A 22,352-nucleotide genomic window follows, 5' to 3' on the forward strand; every position below is an offset into this window, starting at 1 on the left:
ATATCTAAAATTCATCTCATAATTCCTACTCTCAACGCTCATACTATGTAAAGAAACTGAATTGTAGGAAGGTGGACGACTATGTTAACTCCACAACAAGTAGGTCAATTTAAATCCATTTTAGAAAAACAAAAACAAGAACTAGAGCAAACGATACAAACTCATGAAAATACAGATCGTGCTTCTGAACGTGACTCAGTAGGAGAACTGTCTAGCTATGACAACCATCCAGGTGATATGGCTACAGAGCTATATGAACGGGAAAAAGACTTCGGGCTTATTGAACTTTGGCATAAACAGCTTGAGGACACGAAACATGCCTTGCAAAAAATAGAAGCGGGTACGTACGGCATTTGCGAAGTGTCTGGCGAAGAGATTCCATTTGAAAGATTGGAAGCAATGCCAACCGCTACAACATGCATCCAGCACGCGACAAATAAGTTAAATATGAATACACGACCAGTTGAAGAAGAAGTGTTGTCTCCTTCTTTCCACAAGCATGATGAGGACAATTCTGTTGAGTACGATGCGGAAGATGCGTGGCAAGATGTCGCAAATTACGGAACATCTGAAACGCCGTCTGATTTAGAAAGACAAGATTCAAAAAACTATAATGGCATGTATGTAAATAGTGAAGAAAACGTAGGCTACGTGGAGGATTTTGAAAACTTTATCGGTACGGATATGTACGGGAAAAACCCACAAGTTTTCGCTACAGAAGAGCATGAAGAATATGAACAAATGCTTGATGATTTTGAAGAACGTACCTTCAAAGGTGAATTATCTTCAAATGAATCTAGTTCCAAAGAATAAAAAAAAGCATTCCGAAAATCGGAATGCTTTTTATCGCTAGCTAATTAGTTTTTTGTAACGTTAGCAGCTTGTGGTCCACGGTTACCTTCAACGATTTCGAAAGAAACTTCTTGACCTTCTTCTAAAGTTTTGAATCCGTCACCTTGGATAGCTGAGAAGTGAACGAATACATCGTCTCCACCTTCAACTTCGATGAAACCGAAACCTTTTTCGCTGTTGAACCATTTAACTTTACCTGTTTGCATGTCATGTACCTCCTAAATAAAAATGAAACTATGAATCCACATGAAAAGGTGGATATAAAGGACATGAATGTATAACAAGCTTACAGCCTTTAATTCAACGTGCTTTATTTCCGTACCACATTATGTAGCTCAATAGTGATTTCACTATATCACGCTATATCCAAAACGTCAAATGAGAACACTTTCATTCCACCATTTTTTTATAATTTTAATATAATGTTGAATTTCCATATTCATATATTATCCCGCCATTTGTGGACAGCTTGATTGGCGGGAGCTGATAATCAGTTTTGGCTGGTTCCACTTTATTTGAAAATTAACAAAACTAAAGTATTCTAATCCTATTAAATTCTGTACAATATAAGTATCTATTACATACGAGGTGAAAAAAATGAGAGCACACGAAATCGAGTATAAGTTATATGGCGATGATATGCAGTTTGTTGAAATTGAGTTAGATCCAGAAGAGAGCGTGATCGCAGAAGCTGGCGCAATGATGATGATGGAAGATTACATAGAAATGGAAACAATCTTCGGTGATGGTTCTGGCCCATCTGGAGGTTTATTCGGAAAATTAATGGGCGCTGGTAAACGTCTCGTTACAGGCGAAAGTATGTTTATGACTGTATTTACAAATACAGGTCACGGCAAGCGCCACGTCTCATTTGCTGCTCCTTATCCTGGTAAAATTATTCCTGTAGATTTAACAGAGTATCAAGGAAAAGTAGTTTGTCAAAAAGATGCCTTTCTTTGTGCCGCAAAAGGTGTTTCCATCGGAATTGAATTTACGAAAAAAATAGGAACTGGTTTCTTCGGTGGTGAAGGTTTCATCATGCAGAAACTTGAAGGTGATGGCCTTGCTTTCATGCACGCAGGTGGAACTGTATATAAACGTGAATTAAAACCTGGTGAGAAACTTCGCATTGATACAGGTTGTCTCGTTGCTATGACAAAAGACATTAACTATGATGTCGAGTTCGTTGGTAAAGTAAAAACAGCTCTATTTGGCGGCGAGGGTTTATTCTTCGCAACATTAGAAGGTCCTGGAACAGTTTGGATTCAGTCCTTAACACTTAGCCGCTTAGCAGCACGCCTTACAAGCCCAGCAGCGCAAAGTACTGGCGAAGGTAGTGTATAGGTGGACTTGGTCGTTTATTAGATGGGAAAGAGTAAACTGTGCCCTTATGTAGGCATGGCCATCAACTAATAAAATAATAAAATTAAAACACCCTTGCTTGCAGTAATGTAGTGAAAGGGTGTTTTAATTTACGTCTACAAACGAGAAAAAGCAGTTAAAATAAAGTAATAAGGTTTACTTCAGGAAAATAAGGTATATTATATTTGTTGAATAGATTCTCTTTAGAGACAAGAAAAGTAGGTGAACAAAGTGGGAAAATATCAATTGGATTCCAAAAGTCAGGTAGCTGTGGCAAAGTTCCATGAAAAACAGAAACCTGCCAAATTTGATAAAAAGCAGCAACTTGAAAAATTGCGTACGGAATATTTGAAAAAGAAGCAAAAACAAACAGATAAATAATACGTTTTGTTTTTCAAATTTTTCTGTATATAGTGTAAACAAACACAAGAAAATAGGTAAGTTATTCATCGTTCAAATATATACAGGCTATTTTTTCAAACCTCTTACTTATGCAACTAACGCATGCGTCAGTTCATTAAGAATAACTAAAAAAGTCGATTCCTTGAGATGAAAAAGAGTAAACAGTGCCCTTATCAGGCACTGTTTTATTTTGACCTTATAATTTCCTCCACCGATTTAGATAAGCGATACAAGCTATTCCCCACCTCCAAAAGAATGAATCAAGTTCCTCACCGCATATATTAAACTATACCTTTTCTTAAGGAGGGCTACCTTAATGCGTACTCCTTTATCCTTTGATAAAGACACTGCCATACTGTTAGCTTCTTGTTGTGAGTTAACGTATGAACAATATAAACAAAATGGCATTTTCGAGATACCAGATGGTTTTCAATATGTACAAGGGTTTCAAGGAAAGGCCATTCAAACAACAGAATGGTTCGGATTTATATTAGAATCTGAGGATACAATTATTGTTGCCTTCAGAGGCACTCAAACAGACCCCGATTGGATTATTGATTCTCTCGTCAATCAAAAACCTTATCCTTATGCTTTAAATGGCGGAAATGTCCATAACGGTTTTCTCTCTATTTATGAGTCTTGTCGTGATTCTATTATGGATATGCTCGTATCATTGCCAGCACATAAAAAACTGCTAGCTACTGGGCATAGTCTAGGTGGCGCGCTTGCCACATTACACATATTAGATGCACGTATAAATACTGCCTTCGCACAGTATGGACTTTATACATTCGCTTCTCCAAAAGTAGGAGATATCGCTTTTCGAAATTATTATAAACTACAAGTAGCTAGTAGCTTTCGTTTCGTCAACTTGTTCGATGTCGTCCCACTTCTCCCTCCCCGAAACATAAATTTTAATGATCATGATTGGGAGTATGCACACGTCCATCACAACATGACATTTACAAAAAACACAAAATCCATTACAAATAATCATTCCATTACAACATACAAAACATGTCTGACTTCTCATTTTTAACCAGTAAACAATTGGAAATAAAATATTCGTATACTATAATAATGTATGAAGTTATTTTTGGATGAGGGGACCTTACATGTTAAAATTTATCTTCGCACTTTTTCTTATTGTAATTTTTACGGTTACAGGTTTCTTTACATTTTCATACTTTGCGACAGGAGAGTATGATGGGGCAGGTATCATATATACCACTGTTCCATTTCTTTCTTAAGCAAAATAAATAAAACGAGCTTAATTTTATTAAGCCCGTTTTATTTATTAATATCCATTTCGGTTGGTAAATCGATAATATATCTCCCAATATAGCAACCTCTTTAAAACTGTTTAACTGCATTACCAATACCCCAAATTTCATTACTGTACTGCAAAATTGTTCGATCGCTCGCAAAATGACCAGACTGTGCAATATTTAAAATCGACATTTCTAGCCACTTCGTTCGGTTCTCATAAGCTCTACCGACAGCCTCTTGTCTTTCAGCATATGGACCAAAATCTCGCAGAACGAAATATTCATCGTTTTGAATCACGAGAGAATCGTAAATCGCTTCAAATTCAGCTCCCGATTGTGCAAAGAAACCATTTGTTAATTGATCAACTACTTTTTTAATGTGTCTATTGTGGTGATAATAATCACTTGCACGATAGCCACCATTTTGATAGTAATGAAGAACCTCTTCGGCCGTTAAACCGAAAATAAAACAGTTATCATCACCGACCCGGTCTTTTATTTCAACGTTAGCACCGTCTAGCGTTCCGAGTGTAATCGCACCATTCATCATAAATTTCATATTACCTGTTCCCGATGCTTCTTTACTCGCCGTTGAAATTTGTTCACTTACATCCGCCGCTGGGAATATATCTTCCGCTAAAGAAACTCGATAGTTTTCTAGAAAGATAACTTTCATATATTGACTGACATACGGGTCATTATTTACTTTTCTTGCGAGTTCATTTATTAATTTAATAATTTTTTTCGCGTAATAATAGCCAGGTGATGCTTTCGCTCCAAAAATAAAAGTACGCGGATAAAATGTAAAACTAGCATCCTCTTTCAAACGGTTATACAAATATAAAATATGAAGAACATTTAATAATTGTCGTTTATAAGCATGTAATCTTTTCACTTGCACATCAAAAATAGAATTTGGATCAATGGTAATCCCCATTGTATTATGAATACGCTCCGCTAAAATCTCTTTACGCTCTTGTTTTACCTCTGCAAATTTCTCTTGGAAACTCGCATCATATTGAACTAATTGTAGCTCTTGAAGCTTAATCGGTTCTTTCTTCCACTCCGTTCCAATCGCCTCTGAAATGAGATTTGTTAACTGTGGATTTGCTTTCATAAGCCAGCGCCTATGAGCAATTCCATTCGTCTTATTATTAAACTTATCTGGATAAAATTCATAAAACAATCGCATTTCCCGCTGCTTTAATATTTCCGTATGAATTTTTGCTACACCGTTTACGCTATGGCTACCGACAATCGCTAAATGAGCCATTTTCACAAGGTCATGTGCAATAATCGCCATTGCTTCAATACGATCCCACTCATACGGATACTGTTCCCACAGTTCATGACAGAAACGTTCATTAATCTCTTCAATAATCATATAAATTCTCGGTAATAGCGGTTTAAAAATGTGAATTGGCCACTTTTCGAGCGCTTCTGATAACGTCGTATGATTCGTATAAGAAATTGTCTGCGTCGTTATGTGCCAAGCTTCTTCCCATGCTAACTTTTCTTCGTCTAGTAAAATACGCATCAGTTCCGGAATTGCTAAAACCGGATGTGTATCGTTAATGTGGATCGCAATTTTTTCATGTAGTTGACGAAGGTCACCATATCTTTCTCTATGCATTCGAACGATATTTTGCAAACTTGCTGATACGAGGAAATACTGTTGTTTTAAACGAAGTATTTTTCCCTCATCATGCGTATCATCTGGATATAAAAACTCCGATACAGCCTCTGTTTCACGCTTATATTTCAAAATATCTTTGCAGTTTTGCGGGAAAGGAACTGGTTCAGCATTCCAAAGTCTAAGTGTATTTACAGTACTCGTCTCATAGCCAACTACCGGCACATCATATGGCACGGCCATAATGACTTCTGCATTTGTATGCCTAAACTCTAAACGCCCGTCAATTTCTAGCGGTTCAACACTGCCGAAATAACTTACTTCTACAGCTTGATCATACCTTCTTACTTCCCATACGTTTTCATGAAGAAGCCACTGTTCTGGAAATTCAACTTGATAACCATCAACAATTTTCTGATCAAACAAACCATGTTTATAACGAATTCCACAGCCGTGTCCTGGTAAGTTTAAAGATGCGAGTGAATCGAGAAAACAGGCTGCTAAGCGTCCAAGCCCACCATTACCAAGGCCTGCATCTGCTTCCACTTCTTCTAACTCTTGTAACGAAATTCCTAGTTCAGATAACCCCTGTTCGCATATATCTCGAATACCTAAATTCAAGATGTTACTTCCAAGCAAACGTCCAAGCAAAAACTCAATAGACAAGTAATACATTTGCTTTTGCTCTCCGGATCGATAACTCTCGTTCGTTGCAATCCATTGACTATTCATATACTCACGTACCATATGGCCGAGCGTATTATATTGATCACGAGTTGTAGAATCTTTAAAACTTTTACCATACATCGTCTCTAACTTTTCTAGAAAAGTTGATTTAAAACTTTCAACATGAGTAAACATTTTTTCACCACCTACATGTTATTCCATGAGACTTTTATACAATTCCTTATAAGCAAGAGCCGATTGCTCCCAGCCATAATCTTCATTCATCGCTTGTTTTACAAGCTGCTCCCACACTGGTTTATCGTGATAGAATTCAATTGCACGATGAATCGTATGCAGCATGTCATGTGCATTAAAATTCGTGAAACTGAAACCATTTCCTTCGCCTGTTTCTTCATCATAAGAATGTACCGTGTCGTTTAACCCACCTGTTTCTCTTACAATTGGAATTGTACCGTATGCTAATGCGATAAGTTGTCCAAGTCCACACGGTTCAAACAGCGATGGCATTAAAAACAAATCGCTTCCCGCATACACTTGGTGAGCTAATTCTTCATTAAATCCGATATAAACTTTTACCTTCTCCGGATACTCATATGCCATCCACTCAAAGAATTGCTCATATTCCGAATCACCTGAACCTAAAATAATACATTGTACATCTTCTTCCATTATTTCGCGGAATACAGTACGTACTAAATCAAGACCTTTTTGTTTCGTTAATCTCGTTACCATTGAAATAATTGGTGTATCCTCTTTTTCTGGCAAACCAAAATAACGCTGCAAGGCGCGTTTATTTTCACTCTTTTCATATAATGACTCTGCATCATACTGAGCCTTAATATACGAATCCGTTTCTGGATTATATACGCTCGTATCAATACCATTTACAATGCCGCTAAGCTTATCATTATATTTTCGCAGTAATCCATCTAACTTCTCACCGAAAAATTCATATTGAATTTCTTCTTTATACGTCGGGCTCACCGCTGTAATTTGATCCGAAGCGATAATACCGCCTTTCATAAAGTTTACGTTTCCATAAAACTCTAGCTGCTCACTATGAAAATATTCATCACCAAGCTCTAACAAGTCGTACATCACTTCAGGAGGAAATACACCTTGGAACTGCAAGTTATGAATCGTATATACCGTTTTAATACGCTCATATAACGGGTTATCTTGATACTTTTCACGAAGTAAGAAATTAACCATAGCCGTATGCCAATCATGGCTATGAAGAACATCCACTTCAAAATCAAGGTGCGGAATACACTCTAACACTGCTTTTGAGAAATAAGAAAAACGCTCTCCGTCATCGTAATGCCCATACAGAGAATCTCTCTTAAAATAATATTCATTATCTATTAAGTAATACGTAATTCCGTCTTGCTCACCTTTTAAAATTCCACAATATTGATTTCTCCACCCAAGAGGGACGTTAATTACTTTATGTAACGTACATCCATCTCTTAACTTTTGCGGAATGAGACTATAATTCGGAAGTATAATACGAACGTCCACTCCTAATTTTTTTAGCTCTTTTGGGAGCGCACCCGCTACATCAGCTAATCCTCCCGATTTCACAAACGGTACACATTCTGATACTGCAAATAAAATATTCACTTGTTGTCCCACTGCGCGAAAAGTTTTTATTACTCCTCTTGCAGCTTCCTCCCTTCGAGTTTTCATTTAAATTAAAACTTTAATCAGTGGAGGAAAAAGCCCCCACTGATTCTTTAGGAATAACTATTAATCGTACTGTTTTGTACGCTTCCTTTTTCTACAACATACGGCTCATCGGCGCTTCCTTTTAATACGACCCCGTCGCCAATTTTCACGTCTTTATCAATAATAACACCGTCTATTATACAGTTATCTCCAATTTGGCTCTTTTGCATAATAATACTGTTACGAATAATTGAACCTTTTCCAATTTTAACCGAACGGGAAACAACACTGTTTTCGACTTCCCCTTCAATAATACTGCCATTTGCAATCATTGTATTTTTCACGACTGCACCCTTTAAATAACGAGTTGGTGGCTCATCTTTTACTTTCGTAAAGATCGGTGCTTCTTTCTTAAATAATTGCTTCCAAATAGCAGGTTGCAAAATTTCTAAGCTATGTTTATAGTAACTTTCAATCGAGTCAATAATTGCTACATATCCAGTATGTTCATATGTAGCAATGTGTAATGATTTCCCGCGCTTTTCTCTCACTACATCAAATAAACTGTATTGTTCCACACCTTTATATGACTCAAATAAGTCTAACAATAATTGTTTCTTTAACACGTATGTTTGAAGCGAAACCCCTTCATGGCAAACTTCTGTAATATCAGCTGCCGTATGTATATGTCGCTCTAACACCGCTTGAAAATTTAATGCTGTTACGAGATGGCTATTCGTAATAACAACGTACTCTTCTCTGCTTCTTAGAAAATAATCAATATGTCTTCTAAAGTGTGCAAAAGACCCAAATTCATCTTGGTCACATTGGCAGTTTGGCGGGAATAAAAATAGTCCGTCTCGTTTTCTATCTAAATCCCACTGTTTTCCTGAACCAACATGGTCCATTAACGAACGATTTTTATGGCTTGTAAAAACTGCCACACTATGAATACTAGAATTCACCATATTTGAAAGCATGAAATCAATGAGTCGATAACGGCCCCCAAACGGTAACGCCGCTAGTGAACGATGCCCTGTTACTTTCTTTAAGGAAGGAAAACTTCCCGTTGCATTAATAATTCCTAACATTTTTTCTCCCATTCATTTCATCCCCCTTTTCTATTTCCCTTCAGCAATTAATACTACATCGTCAACATTCTTTTCTGGACGAATGATTGTTCCATCTTCGATAACCATTTCTGATCCAACAATCGCTCTTTCAATCACAACATTTTTACCAATCTTAGCCCCTGGCATAACGACAGAATCAATCACCATACTTCCTTCTTCCACCGTCACTCCTTGGAATAACACAGAATGCTTCACGTCCCCTTCAATGACGCATCCTTCGTTAATAAGCGATTCTTCTACTTTCGCCTTTTCAGCAATATATTGAGGCGGTTCGTTTGGATTGACAGAGTAAATACGCCAATTACGATCGTTTAAATTCAGTGATGTTTCATCGCGAAGCAAATCCATATTCGCTTCCCATAAGCTCTTCACCGTTCCAACATCTTTCCAATATCCTTCAAACGGATACGCCATTAACTTCTTCCCTTCATCCAATAAAAGCGGAAGTACGTCTTTTCCGAAATCGTTACTAGATTCAGGGTTTCTTGCATCCATCTCTAAATACTCTTTCAAAATTGACCAATTAAAAATATAGATTCCCATTGATGCAAGATTACTTCTTGGAAATTGTGGTTTCTCTTCAAACTCAACAATCTCCATTTCTTCATTTGTATTCATAATGCCAAAGCGACTCGCTTCATCCCAAGGTACTTCAATAACAGAAATGGATACGTCCGATTCTTTCTCAATATGGTAATCTAGCATCTTACTGTAATCCATTTTATAAATATGGTCGCCTGATAAAATAAGAACATACTCTGGTTCATATTGACTTAAATAGTTTAAGTTTTGATAAATGGCACTTGCCGTACCTGTGTACCACTTCACACCTGAAGACTCCGCATAAGGAGGTAATACTGTGACTCCACCGCTTACTCGGTCTAAATCCCATGCATTGCCGATTCCGATATAATTATGAAGTTCTAGTGGTTGATATTGCGTTAAAATCCCAACCGTTTCAATACCAGAATTCGCGCAGTTACTTAGCGTAAAATCAATAATGCGATATTTACCACCAAATGGAACAGCTGGCTTGGCTAAATTTTTTGTTAATGCACTTAATCGACTACCTTTTCCCCCTGCTAGTAACATTGCTACGCACTTTTGTTTTTGAGCCATCTTGTTTTTTGCTCCCCTTTCTCGTCTTCACTGGTCGTAATATGGATACGCCAAATGGTGGAATTGTAATCTCTACATGTGCTGCTTGATTATGGTACGGTTCTAGAATCGTCTTAAGACGTTTCTTATTCACTTGCCCCGAACCGCCATATTGCTGTGCATCACTGTTTAAAATCTCGTTATAATACTCGAAATCTGGTACACCTACTTTATAGTTTTCATATGTAGCTTTCGTAAAATTACATACGATAACTAACGCATCCTCTTGTTTATCCCCTTGGCGGATAAACGAGAAAATACTTTGCTCGTTATTATTAGCATCAATCCACTGAAAACCTTCAGGCGAATGATCAAGCTGCCAAAGTGGTTTTGAGCGCTTATACAATGCTATGAGCTCTTTAAAGTAATCATGCATATAACGATGCATTTCAAAATCATGTAAATTCCAATCTAAATCTTCAAGGTCTTTCCACTCATCAAACTGTCCGAATTCCCCTCCCATGAAAAGTAATTTCTTTCCTGGGTGAGTAAAGAAATATCCATATAATAAACGAAGCTGAGCAAACTTATCCCAGTAATCACCTGGCATTTTATTTAATAACGACTTTTTCCCATGAACGACTTCATCATGAGAAAGCGGTAATATGAAGTTTTCAGAGTACGCATATAGCAAAGAAAACGTCATTTTCTCATGAATGTGTTTCCTATATTCAGGCGCACACTCCATATATTTCAGCACGTCATTCATCCAGCCCATGTTCCATTTGTAATTGAATCCAAGCCCACCTTCATACGTTGGAGTTGTTACAAGTGGCCAAGCAGTTGAATCTTCTGCCGTCATAAGAAAATCTTCATCCTCTGCAAACACTGCTTCATTTAACTCTCTTAAAAATGAAACAGCATGCTCATTACTTTGCTCTTGTCCTTCTTTATTCCAGTACAACATGTTCGCAACTGCATCAACTCTGAAACCATCAATATGGAAATATCTCATCCAAAATAACGCATTTGAAATTAAGAAATTACGTACCTCTCTCTTTCCTAAATCAAAATTGACAGTTCCCCATACTGGATTTTCTTGTACATCTTTATCTTTATATTCATAGGTCGGTGTGCCATCAAACAAATATAAACCGTGAGCATCTTTACAAAAATGCCCCGGCACCCAATCTAAAATGACACCGATTCCATATTTATGACATTCGTCGACAAAATACATTAAATCATGCGGCGTACCAAATCTACTCGTCGCTGCATAATATCCCGTTCCTTGGTATCCCCAAGAACGATCATATGGATGCTCAACAAGCGGCATAATTTCAATATGTGTAAATTGATGTTCCACCACATATGGAATGAGTTCTTCTACCATTTCCCTGTAAGAATACAGTGTTCCATCTTCTTTCTTTTTCCAAGAACCAAAATGCAATTCATAAACTGTCATCGCTTCTTTATAAATCGATTTTTTCTTTTTCTTACGAGTCCAGTTTTTATCATTCCATTCATATCCCTTTATATCAAAAACTACAGATGCCGTATTCGGCCTTACTTCTGCATATACAGCATACGGATCTGCCTTTAAAATGACGTCACCAGCCAACGTTTCAATCGCATATTTATATATTTCTCCTTCTTCAATATGCGGTATAAACAAGGACCAAATGCCTTCTTCTGTCACTTGTAGCATTTTATGTTGCTCATAATCCCACTCATTAAAATCTCCAACAACACTCATTGCTTTCGCATGAGGAGCCCACACTGTAAATCGTACTCCTTGAATCTCATCTTCCGTCACAACATGTGCGCCAAAGATATTATAACTTTCATAGTACTTTTCTGTATGAAACTCATCTCGTTTCACTTCTTCACAATTTATTACACTCAATATGCTCACCTCACTTAGATGACAGAATTTTTTATACTTTAACTATTTCTGCGAAAAACTGCAATATCCTTGTTAATTTATAAAAAACATTCGTTTTTTTCTTAAAAATGTTAGTTTTCCTTCACATTTCCGTGTAAAATATCGAATTTTGACGAATATTCATTGAAAACGCTTTATTATTCTTCTATATTTTTACCAATTATTTTTTCTCAACCTTTATTTTATTATGTTTATCCTATTTTTCATGCTATTTTTCACTTAAAATCAAAACAAAATAATCTGTCATAAAAAAATGTTTCTCAATATTTTTTGTCACAATTTTATTGAAATGCGAAATTTATAAGCATATACTTGTTCTCAATAAAGAACATCGATCTTTCGTAACCACAATTCATAGCGGACTACTATGTTTACTCATTTATCCTTGTTGCGAACGGTTGCTATACAAATTTAACTAGGAGGCTTTCTTATGTCATTAAAGCAAAAAGTAGGAATGGGAGTTATCACCGCTTCACTTGGCTTATCCCTTACATTCGGCGGTGTATTCGCCTATTTCAGTGATTCAGAAACATCAAGTAACTCATTTCAAGCTGGAACACTAGATCTTTCTATTAATCCAAGTGTAATCGTTAATGTGAAAGATTTAAAACCAGGTGATTTTATTGAAAGGAACTTCAAGCTTGAAAATAAAGGTACATTGGATATCGCAAAAGTAGCACTTGAAACATCATATGAAGTTACAGATGCAAAGCAAAATAATGACGGTGAAGATTTAGGTGATCACATTATCGTCAAGTTTCTAGTAAATGATGGACAGCCATCTAATCCAAACGATGATCATGAGATTTTGTGGGAAACAAAACTATCACAATTAAAAACTATGAAACCTGAAGATGTCGCTACGTCTCTAGAACGTCATAACTTAATAGATGGTATTAAATCTGGTGAAACAGATTACTTACACGTCCTCTTCTCATTTGAAGATAACAACCAAGATCAAAATAAATTTCAAGGTGATTCCCTGCAGCTAAACTGGACATTCCATGCTGAGCAAACACCAGGCGTGGAGAAATAATTTTTAAAATATAAATTATCGGAGGCTTATACATGAAAAAGAAAAATCATTTTGTTACCGGAATTGTAACGGCTGGCTTTCTGCTTTCAACTGCCCTTCCGTTCAATGTACTTGCTGAAAATCCTATTAACCAAATTGACTCTTCAAACGCCCAGTCTTTACTATCAAAACTTTCTAAAGAACAGCGTCAGGCATTACAAACGTTAGATGCCAATCCTGGCTTTACGATTTCGCCAGATATTAATACAAGTAGTTCTGAACCAGTAAATATCATTGTAGAATTTCAAACTGCGCCAGTAAAAATTAATGAATTAAAACAAAAAGAAAAAGGATTACAGTCTGCTCCTGAAAATATAAAAGCACGTATTGATCAAGAACATGAAGAATTCGAAAAAGGACTAAAACGTCTTTATCAATTCAGCCCATCAGTAAAATCAGGAAACTTCCAGTCTGTACAAATTAAACGTTCTTATAAGCATGCGATAAATGGTGTTGCGATGACATTACCAGCAAATACAGTAGAAGAATTGTTACGAATTGGCGTTGTAAAACGTATTTGGAAAGATTACGAAGTGAAATTAAATTTACCAAAACAAGCTGAGCAAAAAGCGCCTCAAAAACTAACAGATAGCATCCCGCAAATTGGAGTAGATAAGTTACATAGTGAGGGCATTACCGGAAAAGGAATTAAAGTTGGTGTATTAGATACAGGTATTGATTACAATCATCCTGACTTAAAAGACGTATATAAAGGCTATCGCGCGAAACCTGGTGAGGACTCTAGCAAAGTAGACCCAAACTCAGTAAAGGGTTGGGACTTTATTAATAACGATGCAGATCCAATGGAAACTACTTATTCAGAATGGCAACAATCTGGTGCTCCTGAATTTGATAGCCGTGGTTCTTCCTTCTACACAGCCCACGGCACTCACGTAGCAGGTATCGTTTCTGCACAAAAGAAGAACCAATCTGATTCAGCAGTAAAAGGTGTTGCACCTGGCATTGAACTGTATAACTATCGTGTACTCGGACCATACGGAAGTGGAGATAGTTCAGGTATTATCGCTGCAATTGATAAATCCATTTCTGACGGTATGAACGTTATTAACTTATCGTTAGGTGATGATAGCAACAATCCTCTTAATCCAACATCTATCGCTGTTAATAACGCGATGCTTTCCGGTGTTGTTACAGTCGTTGCTGCTGGTAACTCTGGACCGAATCCATCAACACTCGGATCACCAGGTGCTTCGCCATTTGCTATTACGGTTGGAGCCAGTGATAGCTCTATTTCCTTACCGAAACTATCAGGTCATGCTGGACAATTACAATTCCCTAACTTAATTTTATTCGGCAAAAATTTCACTGATAAAATAGAGGATTTCAAAGGACAATCTCTATCTATTGAATCTGTAGGAATTGGTACGTCTGACGAGTTTAGTAAAAAAGATGTAAAAGGAAAAATCGCTCTCGTTGCACGTGGCACACTGTCATTTGATGAAAAAATTGCTAACGCAAAACAAGCTGGCGCAAAGGCCGTTATTATTTATAACAATGTGGACGGAGAAATTCCTTTCTACGTTGGCGAAAGCACAAAATACATTCCAGCATTCCGCCTAACGAAAGAAGACGGTGAAAAACTAAAAGCTCAAATCGAACAAGGTAATACATCCTTTACTTTTGACGAACTTAGTTATATTCAAACAGAAGGCGATCATCTTGCAGACTTTAGCTCACGCGGTCCTGTTACATCAAATGATGATATTAAACCAGATATTACAGCGCCTGGTGTTGCTGTACTTTCAACAGTACCTGAATATATTAATGACCCACAAGAGGGCGAAAACTATGACGTTTCCTATGAGCGTATGCAAGGAACATCTATGGCTTCTCCTCATATCGCGGGCGTTGCTGCTCTTATTTTACAAGAACACCCAGAATACTCTCCATTCGATGTAAAGGCGTCTCTTATGAACACAGCTGATGATTTAAAAGAAAAGTATTCCGTATATGAAGTTGGAGCTGGACGAGTAGATGCATACAACTCCGTTCATACGGAAACAAGTTTTAAAGTGCTAGATACAACAAAAACAGTTGTAAATGATGAAGTAATTGAAGTACCAGAAGAAACCGGATCCATTGCATTCGGGAAGTTCTATCAAAAAGACGGTGAAGCTCTTGAACAAAAACGAAATATAAAAGTGGAAAACCATAATAAACAAGAAAAAAAAGAATTTAAAACAGAAATTTCTTATACACCAGCTTCTCCTTCTATTAACGACGCTACCGCAAATGGTGTAAAAGTTTCTACCCGAGAAACAATTACTGTTGATGCTGGAAAATCAGATGAGGTTGAAGCAAAAATTAATATTCCAGCTGGCGTGAAGCAAGGCCGATATGAAGGATATATTCATATTACAAATACGAAAAATAAAGAAGAAACGTATCAAATACCATTCTCTATTCGTGTATCAGAGCCTGGTATTGAAAATGCTTTTTTATCAAGAAAAGCCATTTCAACTGATACATCTAAATTCAATCCATATCGTGAATCGTATTTACACGGAGCATTCCAATTAAATAGCGACCTTGAGACGTTAGACCTTATCGTGAAGGATTCAAAAACAAATAAAGCGCTTGGCTTCATTGGAACATTAAACACAAGCGGACTAAAAACGGATGTGTATTACTACTTAGATTCATTCTTTAACGGCAGAGTATATCCTTTCACAAATGATCCTGCAAAACCAATTGGTGATGAGAAAATCGACTTACCAGAAGGCGATTACACAATTGAATTTGTTGGTTATGATAAGGCTGGGAAAGCACGTGTGAAAGGTGATTATGTCGTAATTGATAATACACCGCCAGAAGTAAAATTAACTGGATTAAAACCTGGTATTTATGAATTAAATGAAGAAAACTATACAGTAGAAGACGGTAAAAAGGCATTATGGATTAAAGGAAATGTGTATGATTCGAATGTTGACTACTTAAAAGGAAAAGGATTAAACATTACGCAAGAAGCAAACGGAGTGATGTATTATGACTATTCTCCATACTTGCATAAGTTTTTACCTATTAATGCAAACGGTGACTTTAAAGTTGGCATTACTCCTGAATCCTTTAAAGTGGAAGGTCCAATGAACACAGGGGTATATATTTTCGATTATGCAACTGCAGGAGCTGACTATCCAAGCGGTGTAAATAACTATTGGTTTATCCCGCAAGGAGCTCAATATGCGAAAGCTAGCTATAATAAAAAAGAAGTATATAAAGGTGATGAATTCACTGTAACGCTAAACGCCAAACATGTGAAACAGTTTGTTGCTGGGGAATTTAACGTAAAATTCCTAGAAAAGAACTTCAAATTTGCAAATGCGAAATTGAATCCTGCTTTTGAAAAACTCCTTTCTGAAAAAGGGGTAACAGCAAAAGTAAATGAACCGAAGCTAGAAGCAGGCTCTGTTACAGTTGGCGGTGCTATCGATGACAAAAACTTCGCTGGATTAGATGGTGATTTCCCGTTCATTGATGTAACGTTCAAAGTAGAAAACGATGAGTTTTATGAAGCAAATGCTCAATTAGAGTTACCAGTGTTTGTATACTGGAAACCAGGAGAAACAGAGCCAAATAGAATTCGTGTCCTTCAAGATCAATCATTCTCAGTAATGTCCTTAAACTCATTAGTAGAAGGAAATATTAAGCCTGGTGCATTCTTAAATGAACGTGGATATTTAGATGAAAAGTTCGATTATACAAAGCTTGGCGTAAAAGTATATGCGACTGATTCTTATCGTCATAAGTTTGAAGGCTCACTAGATAAATACGGATACTTCAAACTAAATGGACTTCCAGTTAATAAACGCGACTATAACTTATATGTAGAGGTGCCAGGACATTTAACAAGCCGCCTAACAACGAAACTTGGTACTGAAAAAGACGGTAAGCTGCTTGGCCAATATTATTATGCAAGACCTGACGAAAACCTTGCCGGCGATGTAAATGCTGATAAAGTAATCGATATTAGAGATGCTGAAATTATCGCTAGCAACTATGGCAAAAAAGGACTAACTGTAAAAGACGGAGACCTTAATAAAGATGGGATTGTCGATGAAAAAGATATTCGCTTCGTCGAAAAGAACTTCTTGAAAAAAGGTCCAGATGCATCTAAATCACAAACACCTGTAGAAAAATCCAAAAGCGGTACACTGGCAGATATTTTAAAGAAATTAGGATTAACGCCTAAAAAATAATAAAGTGAAACTTTAATCAATTGAGGTTTTACTGCCCGGCAAATAGCGGAATAATAAAGAGCACTCTACGTAAAATAGAGTGCTCTTTTTCTATAAACGACCCTTATCCAGCAAAAGGGGTATATTGGGGATATACAAGGGAAACCGGAAAAGGAATTTATATTAAATTATATGAATTCAGAGGTAGGAAGCAGTGTCCCGCCCCTGAATGATTTAGCAATTATTATAGTACTGGTGCCATTGTTTCTTTTAATACTTTTACAGAATGAGCGAACTTCGCTTTTTCTTCTTCATTTAACTCAAGCTCTACGATTTCACGTACACCTTCGCGGTTAATTACAGCTGGAACACCTACGTAAGCATCTTTCTCACCGTATTGGCCTTCAAGGTATGCAGATACAGTTAATACGCTGTTCTCGTTGTTTAAGATTGCTTTAGTTACACGAAGTAGTGACATACCGATTCCGTAGTAAGTTGCACCTTTACGCTCGATGATATGGTAAGCTGCATCACGTACATTTTCGAAGATTTTATCTAAGTCTTCTTGTTTGTACTGTTCGTTGTTAGCTAAGATTGTTTCTAGTTTTTGTACACCGATAGTAGCGTGGCTCCATACTGGAAGTTCAGTGTCACCGTGTTCACCAACGATGTAAGCATGAACGTTACGTGGATCTACATCTAAGTAGTCACCTAACATGTAACGGAAACGAGCAGAGTCTAAAGTAGTACCAGAACCGATTACGCGCTCTTTCGGTAAACCAGATTCTTTCCAAGTTACGTAAGTTAAAATATCAACTGGGTTAGTTGCGATTAAGAAGATTCCATCGAATCCACTATCCATAATGCCGCGAACGATTTGTTTAAAGATCTTTGTATTTTTCTCAACTAAGTCTAAACGAGTTTCACCTGGCTTTTGTGGTAACCCAGCAGTGATAACAACTAAATCTGCATCTTTACAATCTGCATAGCTACCGCTCCAAACTTTTGTTGGTGATGGAGAGAATGGTACCGCATGGCTTAAGTCCATTGCTTCCCCTTCTGCTTTTGCTTCATTAACATCTACTAATACGAATTCTTCAGCTACACCTTGGTTGATCATTGAGTAAGCGTAACTACAACCTACAGCTCCTGTTCCTACTAATACTACACGATTGATACCTTTTTTCATGGTAATTTCCCCTCTCTATTGTTCACATATATTTTTTTATGATTGTTTAAGTAATTAATTAAAATACTAATTTAATGTTGTTTAACTTCTTTACATTCATATTGTAGCACGTATTATTGTGAATTACTTCACAAATTATGACCTATTTGTGAACTTTTTCACATAGAGTGTAAAGTTATTGGAATAGGTGTGGAATCCATTTCAATGGAGGCGTTTTCTTTAGATTGTGAAAGGGTTTTTCTTGTGGTTTTCATCGGTAAGTGAAATTATATCGGCGATTTTTAGAATATATCGACCGTAACTCCAAATATATCAGCGATTATTAAAATTTATCGATCGTAACTCAAATTATATCAGCGATTTTTGCAATATATCGACTTACCGACAAAACTCGACAATAATGACAACATAAAAAAGCTGTCTCCAGTAGGTCACCCTATTGAGAGGCAGCTTCTTCTATATATTATTTATTTTCCACAGTAGCTCCCGGATGTATTTTCATCGTTTTCTCCAAGTGTAGGAGGCTACAGCCATACAGCTGGGGTAAAAGTTCAAGTTGAAGTTGCAACAGCGAATACTTCATATTTCTTCTATTGCATAAAAAAGCAGACTATTCAAAGTCCACTTTTACACAACAAAAAAGAGATAGCAGATTATGCTATCTCTTTTAGTATGACCCGTACGGGATTCGAACCCGTGTTACCGCCGTGAAAGGGCGGTGTCTTAACCACTTGACCAACGGGCCAGTTCTGGCAGAGAAGAAGGGATTCGAACCCTCGCACCGCGTTCGCGATCTACTCCCTTAGCAGGGGAGCCCCTTGAGCCACTTGGGTACTTCTCTATAAATATGGCTCCGCAGGTAGGACTCGAACCTACGACCGATCGGTTAACAGCCGATAGCTCTACCACTGAGCTACTGCGGAACAATTATGGTGGGCCTAAATGGACTCGAACCATCGACCTCACGCTTATCAGGCGTGCGCTCTAACCAGCTGAGCTATAGGCCCATAATTGAAAAGCGGGTGAAGAGAATCGAACTCTCGACCAGAGCTTGGAAGGCTCTTGTTTTACCACTAAACTACACCCGCATTAAATTGTAAATGGTGAGCCATGAAGGACTCGAACCTTCGACCCTCTGATTAAAAGTCAGATGCTCTACCAACTGAGCTAATGGCTCATTTTGAAAGTGGTGCCGACTAGAGGACTTGAACCCCCAACCTACTGATTACAAGTCAGTTGCTCTACCAATTGAGCTAAGTCGGCTTGCGACTTCAAAATGGTGGCTCGGGACGGAATCGAACCGCCGACACGAGGATTTTCAGTCCTCTGCTCTACCGACTGAGCTACCGAGCCTTTATGTAAAAATGGCGGTCCCGACCGGGGTCGAACCGGCGATCTCCTGCGTGACAGGCAGGCATGTTAACCACTACACCACGGGACCATTTGGTTGCGGGGACAGGATTTGAACCTGCGACCTTCGGGTTATGAGCCCGACGAGCTACCGTGCTGCTCCACCCCGCGATGATAAAATATTTACTTTAGAAAAAATGGAGGAGGTAGAGGGATTCGAACCCCCGCGCGACTCTCGCCGCCTGTCGGTTTTCAAGACCGATCCCTTCAGCCGAACTTGGGTATACCTCCGAGATATATACGTCTAATGGTGGACCTTGTAGGACTCGAACCTACGACCGGACGGTTATGAGCCGTCTGCTCTAACCAGCTGAGCTAAAGGTCCTTTATGGTAGCGGCGGAGGGGATCGAACCCCCGACCTCACGGGTATGAACCGTACGCTCTAGCCAGCTGAGCTACACCGCCATAAATGATATTAATATAAGTGGAGCCTAGCGGGATCGAACCGCTGACCTCCTGCGTGCAAGGCAGGCGCTCTCCCAGCTGAGCTAAGGCCCCATGTTTTTTATGAATATCGGGAAGACAGGATTTGAACCTGCGACCCCCTGGTCCCAAACCAGGTGCTCTACCAAGCTGAGCCACTTCCCGTTAATAAAAGCGCGCCCGAGAGGAGTCGAACCCCTAACCTCTTGATCCGTAGTCAAACGCTCTATCCAATTGAGCTACGGGCGCATATGGTGCCGAGGGCGGGGGTCGAACCCGCACGGTGGTCACCCACCGCAGGATTTTAAGTCCTGTGCGTCTGCCTGTTCCGCCACCCCGGCATGTCATATTGAAAATTGGAGCGGAAGACGGGATTCGAACCCGCGACCCCAACCTTGGCAAGGTTGTATTCTACCACTGAACTACTTCCGCAAGACATGTATGAGTTATTTAATTAAAAGTGCGGGTGAAGGGAGTCGAACCCCCACGCCAAAGGCGCCAGATCCTAAGTCTGGTGCGTCTGCCAATTCCGCCACACCCGCATATTAATTTATTTAAGAAAAATGGGGCGACTGATGGGAATCGAACCCACGAATGCCGGAGCCACAATCCGGTGCGTTAACCACTTCGCCACAACCGCCATGATTTCTGGTGCCGACTAGAGGACTTGAACCCCCAACCTACTGATTACAAGTCAGTTGCTCTACCAATTGAGCTAAGTCGGCTAAATGGTGGAGGATGACGGGATCGAACCGCCGACCCCCTGCTTGTAAGGCAGGTGCTCTCCCAGCTGAGCTAATCCTCCATTTGCCTGGCAACGTCCTACTCTCACAGGGACAAGGTCCCAACTACCATCGGCGCTAGAGAGCTTAACTTCCGTGTTCGGTATGGGAACGGGTGTGACCTCTCTGCCATCATTACCAGACTGTATTCATTTAAGACAAGAATTATTGTAACTCATTTACTTTTGAAAGTCAACAAGTTTTTTATATTCTTTCAAAACTAGATAACATTGCTTCATATTATATGGTTAAGTCCTCGATCTATTAGTATTCGTCAGCTCCACATGTCACCATGCTTCCACCTCGAACCTATCAACCTGATCATCTTTCAGGGATCTTACTAGCTTACGCTATGGGAAATCTCATCTTGAGGGGGCTTCATGCTTAGATGCTTTCAGCACTTATCCCTTCCGCACATAGCTACCCAGCTATGCCCTTGGCAGAACAACTGGTACACCAGCGGTGCGTCCATCCCGGTCCTCTCGTACTAAGGACAGCTCCTCTCAAATTTCCTACGCCCACGACGGATAGGGACCGAACTGTCTCACGACGTTCTGAACCCAGCTCGCGTACCGCTTTAATGGGCGAACAGCCCAACCCTTGGGACCGACTACAGCCCCAGGATGCGATGAGCCGACATCGAGGTGCCAAACCTCCCCGTCGATGTGGACTCTTGGGGGAGATAAGCCTGTTATCCCCGGGGTAGCTTTTATCCGTTGAGCGATGGCCCTTCCATGCGGAACCACCGGATCACTAAGCCCGACTTTCGTCCCTGCTCGACTTGTAGGTCTCGCAGTCAAGCTCCCTTATGCCTTTGCACTCTACGAATGATTTCCAACCATTCTGAGGGAACCTTTGGGCGCCTCCGTTACACTTTAGGAGGCGACCGCCCCAGTCAAACTGCCCACCTGACACTGTCTCCCGGGTCGATAAGACCCGTAGGTTAGAATTTCAATACAGTCAGGGCGGTATCCCACCAGCGCCTCCACCGAAGCTAGCGCTCCGGTTTCAATGGCTCCCGCCTATCCTGTACAAACTGTACCAAAATTCAATATCAGGCTACAGTAAAGCTCCACGGGGTCTTTCCGTCCTGTCGCGGGTAACCTGCATCTTCACAGGTACTATAATTTCACCGAGTCTCTGGTTGAGACAGTGCCCAAATCGTTACACCTTTCGTGCGGGTCGGAACTTACCCGACAAGGAATTTCGCTACCTTAGGACCGTTATA

At 39.0% G+C, this 22,352-nt stretch carries 13 protein-coding genes, 22 tRNA genes, 2 rRNA genes and 1 pseudogene (1 of these 38 cut by a window edge); 7 read left to right on the plus strand and 31 right to left on the minus strand.

The features are described from left to right. The first annotated feature begins 81 nt into the window (after window positions 1-81). Window positions 82-813, plus strand: coding sequence for a yteA family sporulation protein (locus tag NST90_RS23055; protein WP_000957396.1), 732 nt, complete (start codon window positions 82-84; stop codon window positions 811-813). Between the two features lie 44 nt (window positions 814-857). On the opposite strand, the gene cspD is transcribed toward NST90_RS23055, so the two are convergent. After that, window positions 858-1,058 carry a cold-shock protein CspD gene (gene cspD, locus NST90_RS23060; protein WP_001193054.1) on the minus strand — a complete coding sequence of 67 codons (201 nt, stop codon included), beginning with the start codon at window positions 1,056-1,058 and terminating at the stop codon, window positions 858-860. Between the two features lie 391 nt (window positions 1,059-1,449). On the opposite strand from cspD, the pseudogene NST90_RS23065 reads away from it, so the two are divergent. The 4 genes and pseudogenes from NST90_RS23065 to NST90_RS23080 all read left to right on the plus strand — a co-directional run bounded on the left by NST90_RS23065 (window position 1,450) and on the right by NST90_RS23080 (window position 3,866). Further along, a pseudogene (locus NST90_RS23065) lies at window positions 1,450-2,231 on the plus strand (TIGR00266 family protein). Window positions 2,232-2,445: 214 nt separating this feature from the next. Continuing rightward, on the plus strand, window positions 2,446-2,595 hold the full coding sequence (locus NST90_RS23070; RefSeq protein WP_000521639.1) for a hypothetical protein: 150 nt from the start codon (window positions 2,446-2,448) through the stop codon (window positions 2,593-2,595). Window positions 2,596-2,932: 337 nt separating this feature from the next. Continuing rightward, window positions 2,933-3,655, plus strand: coding sequence for a lipase family protein (locus NST90_RS23075; RefSeq protein ID WP_001260111.1), 723 nt, complete (start codon window positions 2,933-2,935; stop codon window positions 3,653-3,655). Between the two features lie 76 nt (window positions 3,656-3,731). Then, window positions 3,732-3,866 (plus strand): hypothetical protein, encoded by a 135-nt coding sequence (locus tag NST90_RS23080; protein ID WP_000911075.1) that lies wholly within the window; start codon window positions 3,732-3,734, stop codon window positions 3,864-3,866. Between the two features lie 103 nt (window positions 3,867-3,969). Here NST90_RS23080 and glgP read toward each other — a convergent pair whose 3' ends face one another. The 5 genes from glgP to glgB form a co-directional block, all read right to left on the minus strand. Next, complete coding sequence (gene glgP, locus NST90_RS23085; RefSeq protein WP_046393055.1) at window positions 3,970-6,378, minus strand: glycogen phosphorylase; 2,409 nt, start codon at window positions 6,376-6,378, stop codon at window positions 3,970-3,972. 18 nt (window positions 6,379-6,396) lie between these two features. Further along, entirely contained in the window at window positions 6,397-7,827 is a 1,431-nt protein-coding gene (glgA, locus tag NST90_RS23090; protein ID WP_283748107.1) for a glycogen synthase GlgA, read from the minus strand. A 113-nt stretch (window positions 7,828-7,940) separates the two neighbouring features. Continuing rightward, window positions 7,941-8,975 carry a glucose-1-phosphate adenylyltransferase subunit GlgD gene (gene glgD / locus NST90_RS23095; protein WP_000504168.1) on the minus strand — a complete coding sequence of 345 codons (1,035 nt, stop codon included), beginning with the start codon at window positions 8,973-8,975 and terminating at the stop codon, window positions 7,941-7,943. Window positions 8,976-8,993: 18 nt separating this feature from the next. Continuing rightward, window positions 8,994-10,124, minus strand: coding sequence for a glucose-1-phosphate adenylyltransferase (glgC, locus tag NST90_RS23100; protein ID WP_000057619.1), 1,131 nt, complete (start codon window positions 10,122-10,124; stop codon window positions 8,994-8,996). Next, entirely contained in the window at window positions 10,072-12,009 is a 1,938-nt protein-coding gene (gene glgB / locus NST90_RS23105) for a 1,4-alpha-glucan branching protein GlgB (protein ID WP_000111405.1), read from the minus strand. The genes glgC and glgB overlap by 53 nt, the downstream gene beginning before the upstream one ends. A 469-nt stretch (window positions 12,010-12,478) precedes the next feature. On the opposite strand from glgB, the gene NST90_RS23110 reads away from it, so the two are divergent. Both NST90_RS23110 and NST90_RS23115 read left to right on the plus strand, forming a co-directional pair. Beyond that, entirely contained in the window at window positions 12,479-13,084 is a 606-nt protein-coding gene (locus NST90_RS23110) for a CalY family protein (protein ID WP_000053930.1), read from the plus strand. A 32-nt stretch (window positions 13,085-13,116) separates the two neighbouring features. Beyond that, complete coding sequence (locus NST90_RS23115; RefSeq protein ID WP_283748108.1) at window positions 13,117-17,340, plus strand: S8 family serine peptidase; 4,224 nt, start codon at window positions 13,117-13,119, stop codon at window positions 17,338-17,340. A gap of 223 nt (window positions 17,341-17,563) precedes the next feature. Here NST90_RS23115 and NST90_RS23120 read toward each other — a convergent pair whose 3' ends face one another. The 25 genes from NST90_RS23120 to NST90_RS23240 all read right to left on the minus strand — a co-directional run. Beyond that, window positions 17,564-18,508 carry an L-lactate dehydrogenase gene (locus NST90_RS23120; RefSeq protein ID WP_000715339.1) on the minus strand — a complete coding sequence of 315 codons (945 nt, stop codon included), beginning with the start codon at window positions 18,506-18,508 and terminating at the stop codon, window positions 17,564-17,566. 673 nt (window positions 18,509-19,181) lie between these two features. Next, a tRNA-Glu gene (locus tag NST90_RS23125) sits at window positions 19,182-19,253 on the minus strand. A 5-nt stretch (window positions 19,254-19,258) separates the two neighbouring features. Next, window positions 19,259-19,349: transfer RNA gene (locus NST90_RS23130), tRNA-Ser, on the minus strand. Between the two features lie 7 nt (window positions 19,350-19,356). Beyond that, window positions 19,357-19,431, minus strand: a tRNA-Asn gene (locus tag NST90_RS23135). Window positions 19,432-19,438: 7 nt separating this feature from the next. After that, window positions 19,439-19,515, minus strand: a tRNA-Ile gene (locus tag NST90_RS23140). A 10-nt stretch (window positions 19,516-19,525) separates the two neighbouring features. Beyond that, window positions 19,526-19,596: transfer RNA gene (locus tag NST90_RS23145), tRNA-Gly, on the minus strand. Window positions 19,597-19,609: 13 nt separating this feature from the next. Beyond that, window positions 19,610-19,685: transfer RNA gene (locus tag NST90_RS23150), tRNA-Lys, on the minus strand. 10 nt (window positions 19,686-19,695) lie between these two features. Then, window positions 19,696-19,771, minus strand: a tRNA-Thr gene (locus NST90_RS23155). A 14-nt stretch (window positions 19,772-19,785) separates the two neighbouring features. Further along, window positions 19,786-19,861, minus strand: a tRNA-Phe gene (locus NST90_RS23160). 12 nt (window positions 19,862-19,873) lie between these two features. Beyond that, window positions 19,874-19,949, minus strand: a tRNA-Asp gene (locus tag NST90_RS23165). 3 nt (window positions 19,950-19,952) lie between these two features. Beyond that, a tRNA-Met gene (locus NST90_RS23170) sits at window positions 19,953-20,029 on the minus strand. Window positions 20,030-20,056: 27 nt separating this feature from the next. Then, window positions 20,057-20,149 (minus strand) — tRNA-Ser (locus tag NST90_RS23175). A gap of 17 nt (window positions 20,150-20,166) precedes the next feature. Further along, window positions 20,167-20,243: transfer RNA gene (locus NST90_RS23180), tRNA-Ile, on the minus strand. A 4-nt stretch (window positions 20,244-20,247) separates the two neighbouring features. Beyond that, a tRNA-Met gene (locus NST90_RS23185) sits at window positions 20,248-20,324 on the minus strand. A gap of 20 nt (window positions 20,325-20,344) precedes the next feature. After that, window positions 20,345-20,417: transfer RNA gene (locus tag NST90_RS23190), tRNA-Ala, on the minus strand. A gap of 16 nt (window positions 20,418-20,433) precedes the next feature. Continuing rightward, window positions 20,434-20,507: transfer RNA gene (locus NST90_RS23195), tRNA-Pro, on the minus strand. 10 nt (window positions 20,508-20,517) lie between these two features. Then, window positions 20,518-20,591, minus strand: a tRNA-Arg gene (locus NST90_RS23200). 3 nt (window positions 20,592-20,594) lie between these two features. After that, window positions 20,595-20,683 (minus strand) — tRNA-Leu (locus NST90_RS23205). 16 nt (window positions 20,684-20,699) lie between these two features. Continuing rightward, window positions 20,700-20,774: transfer RNA gene (locus NST90_RS23210), tRNA-Gly, on the minus strand. A 29-nt stretch (window positions 20,775-20,803) separates the two neighbouring features. Continuing rightward, window positions 20,804-20,884 (minus strand) — tRNA-Leu (locus tag NST90_RS23215). A 22-nt stretch (window positions 20,885-20,906) separates the two neighbouring features. Continuing rightward, a tRNA-His gene (locus NST90_RS23220) sits at window positions 20,907-20,982 on the minus strand. A gap of 9 nt (window positions 20,983-20,991) precedes the next feature. Beyond that, window positions 20,992-21,067 (minus strand) — tRNA-Thr (locus NST90_RS23225). 4 nt (window positions 21,068-21,071) lie between these two features. Next, window positions 21,072-21,147: transfer RNA gene (locus NST90_RS23230), tRNA-Val, on the minus strand. Between the two features lie 4 nt (window positions 21,148-21,151). Continuing rightward, window positions 21,152-21,267 (minus strand): 5S ribosomal RNA (gene rrf, locus NST90_RS23235). 101 nt (window positions 21,268-21,368) lie between these two features. Then, window positions 21,369-22,352, minus strand: a 23S ribosomal RNA gene (locus NST90_RS23240) (it continues 1,937 nt past the right edge of the window).

It is taken from the genome of Bacillus sp. FSL E2-8900 (genome assembly GCF_037966225.1).
In the GTDB taxonomy this organism is placed as follows: Bacteria; Bacillota; Bacilli; order Bacillales; family Bacillaceae_G; genus Bacillus_A; species Bacillus_A cereus.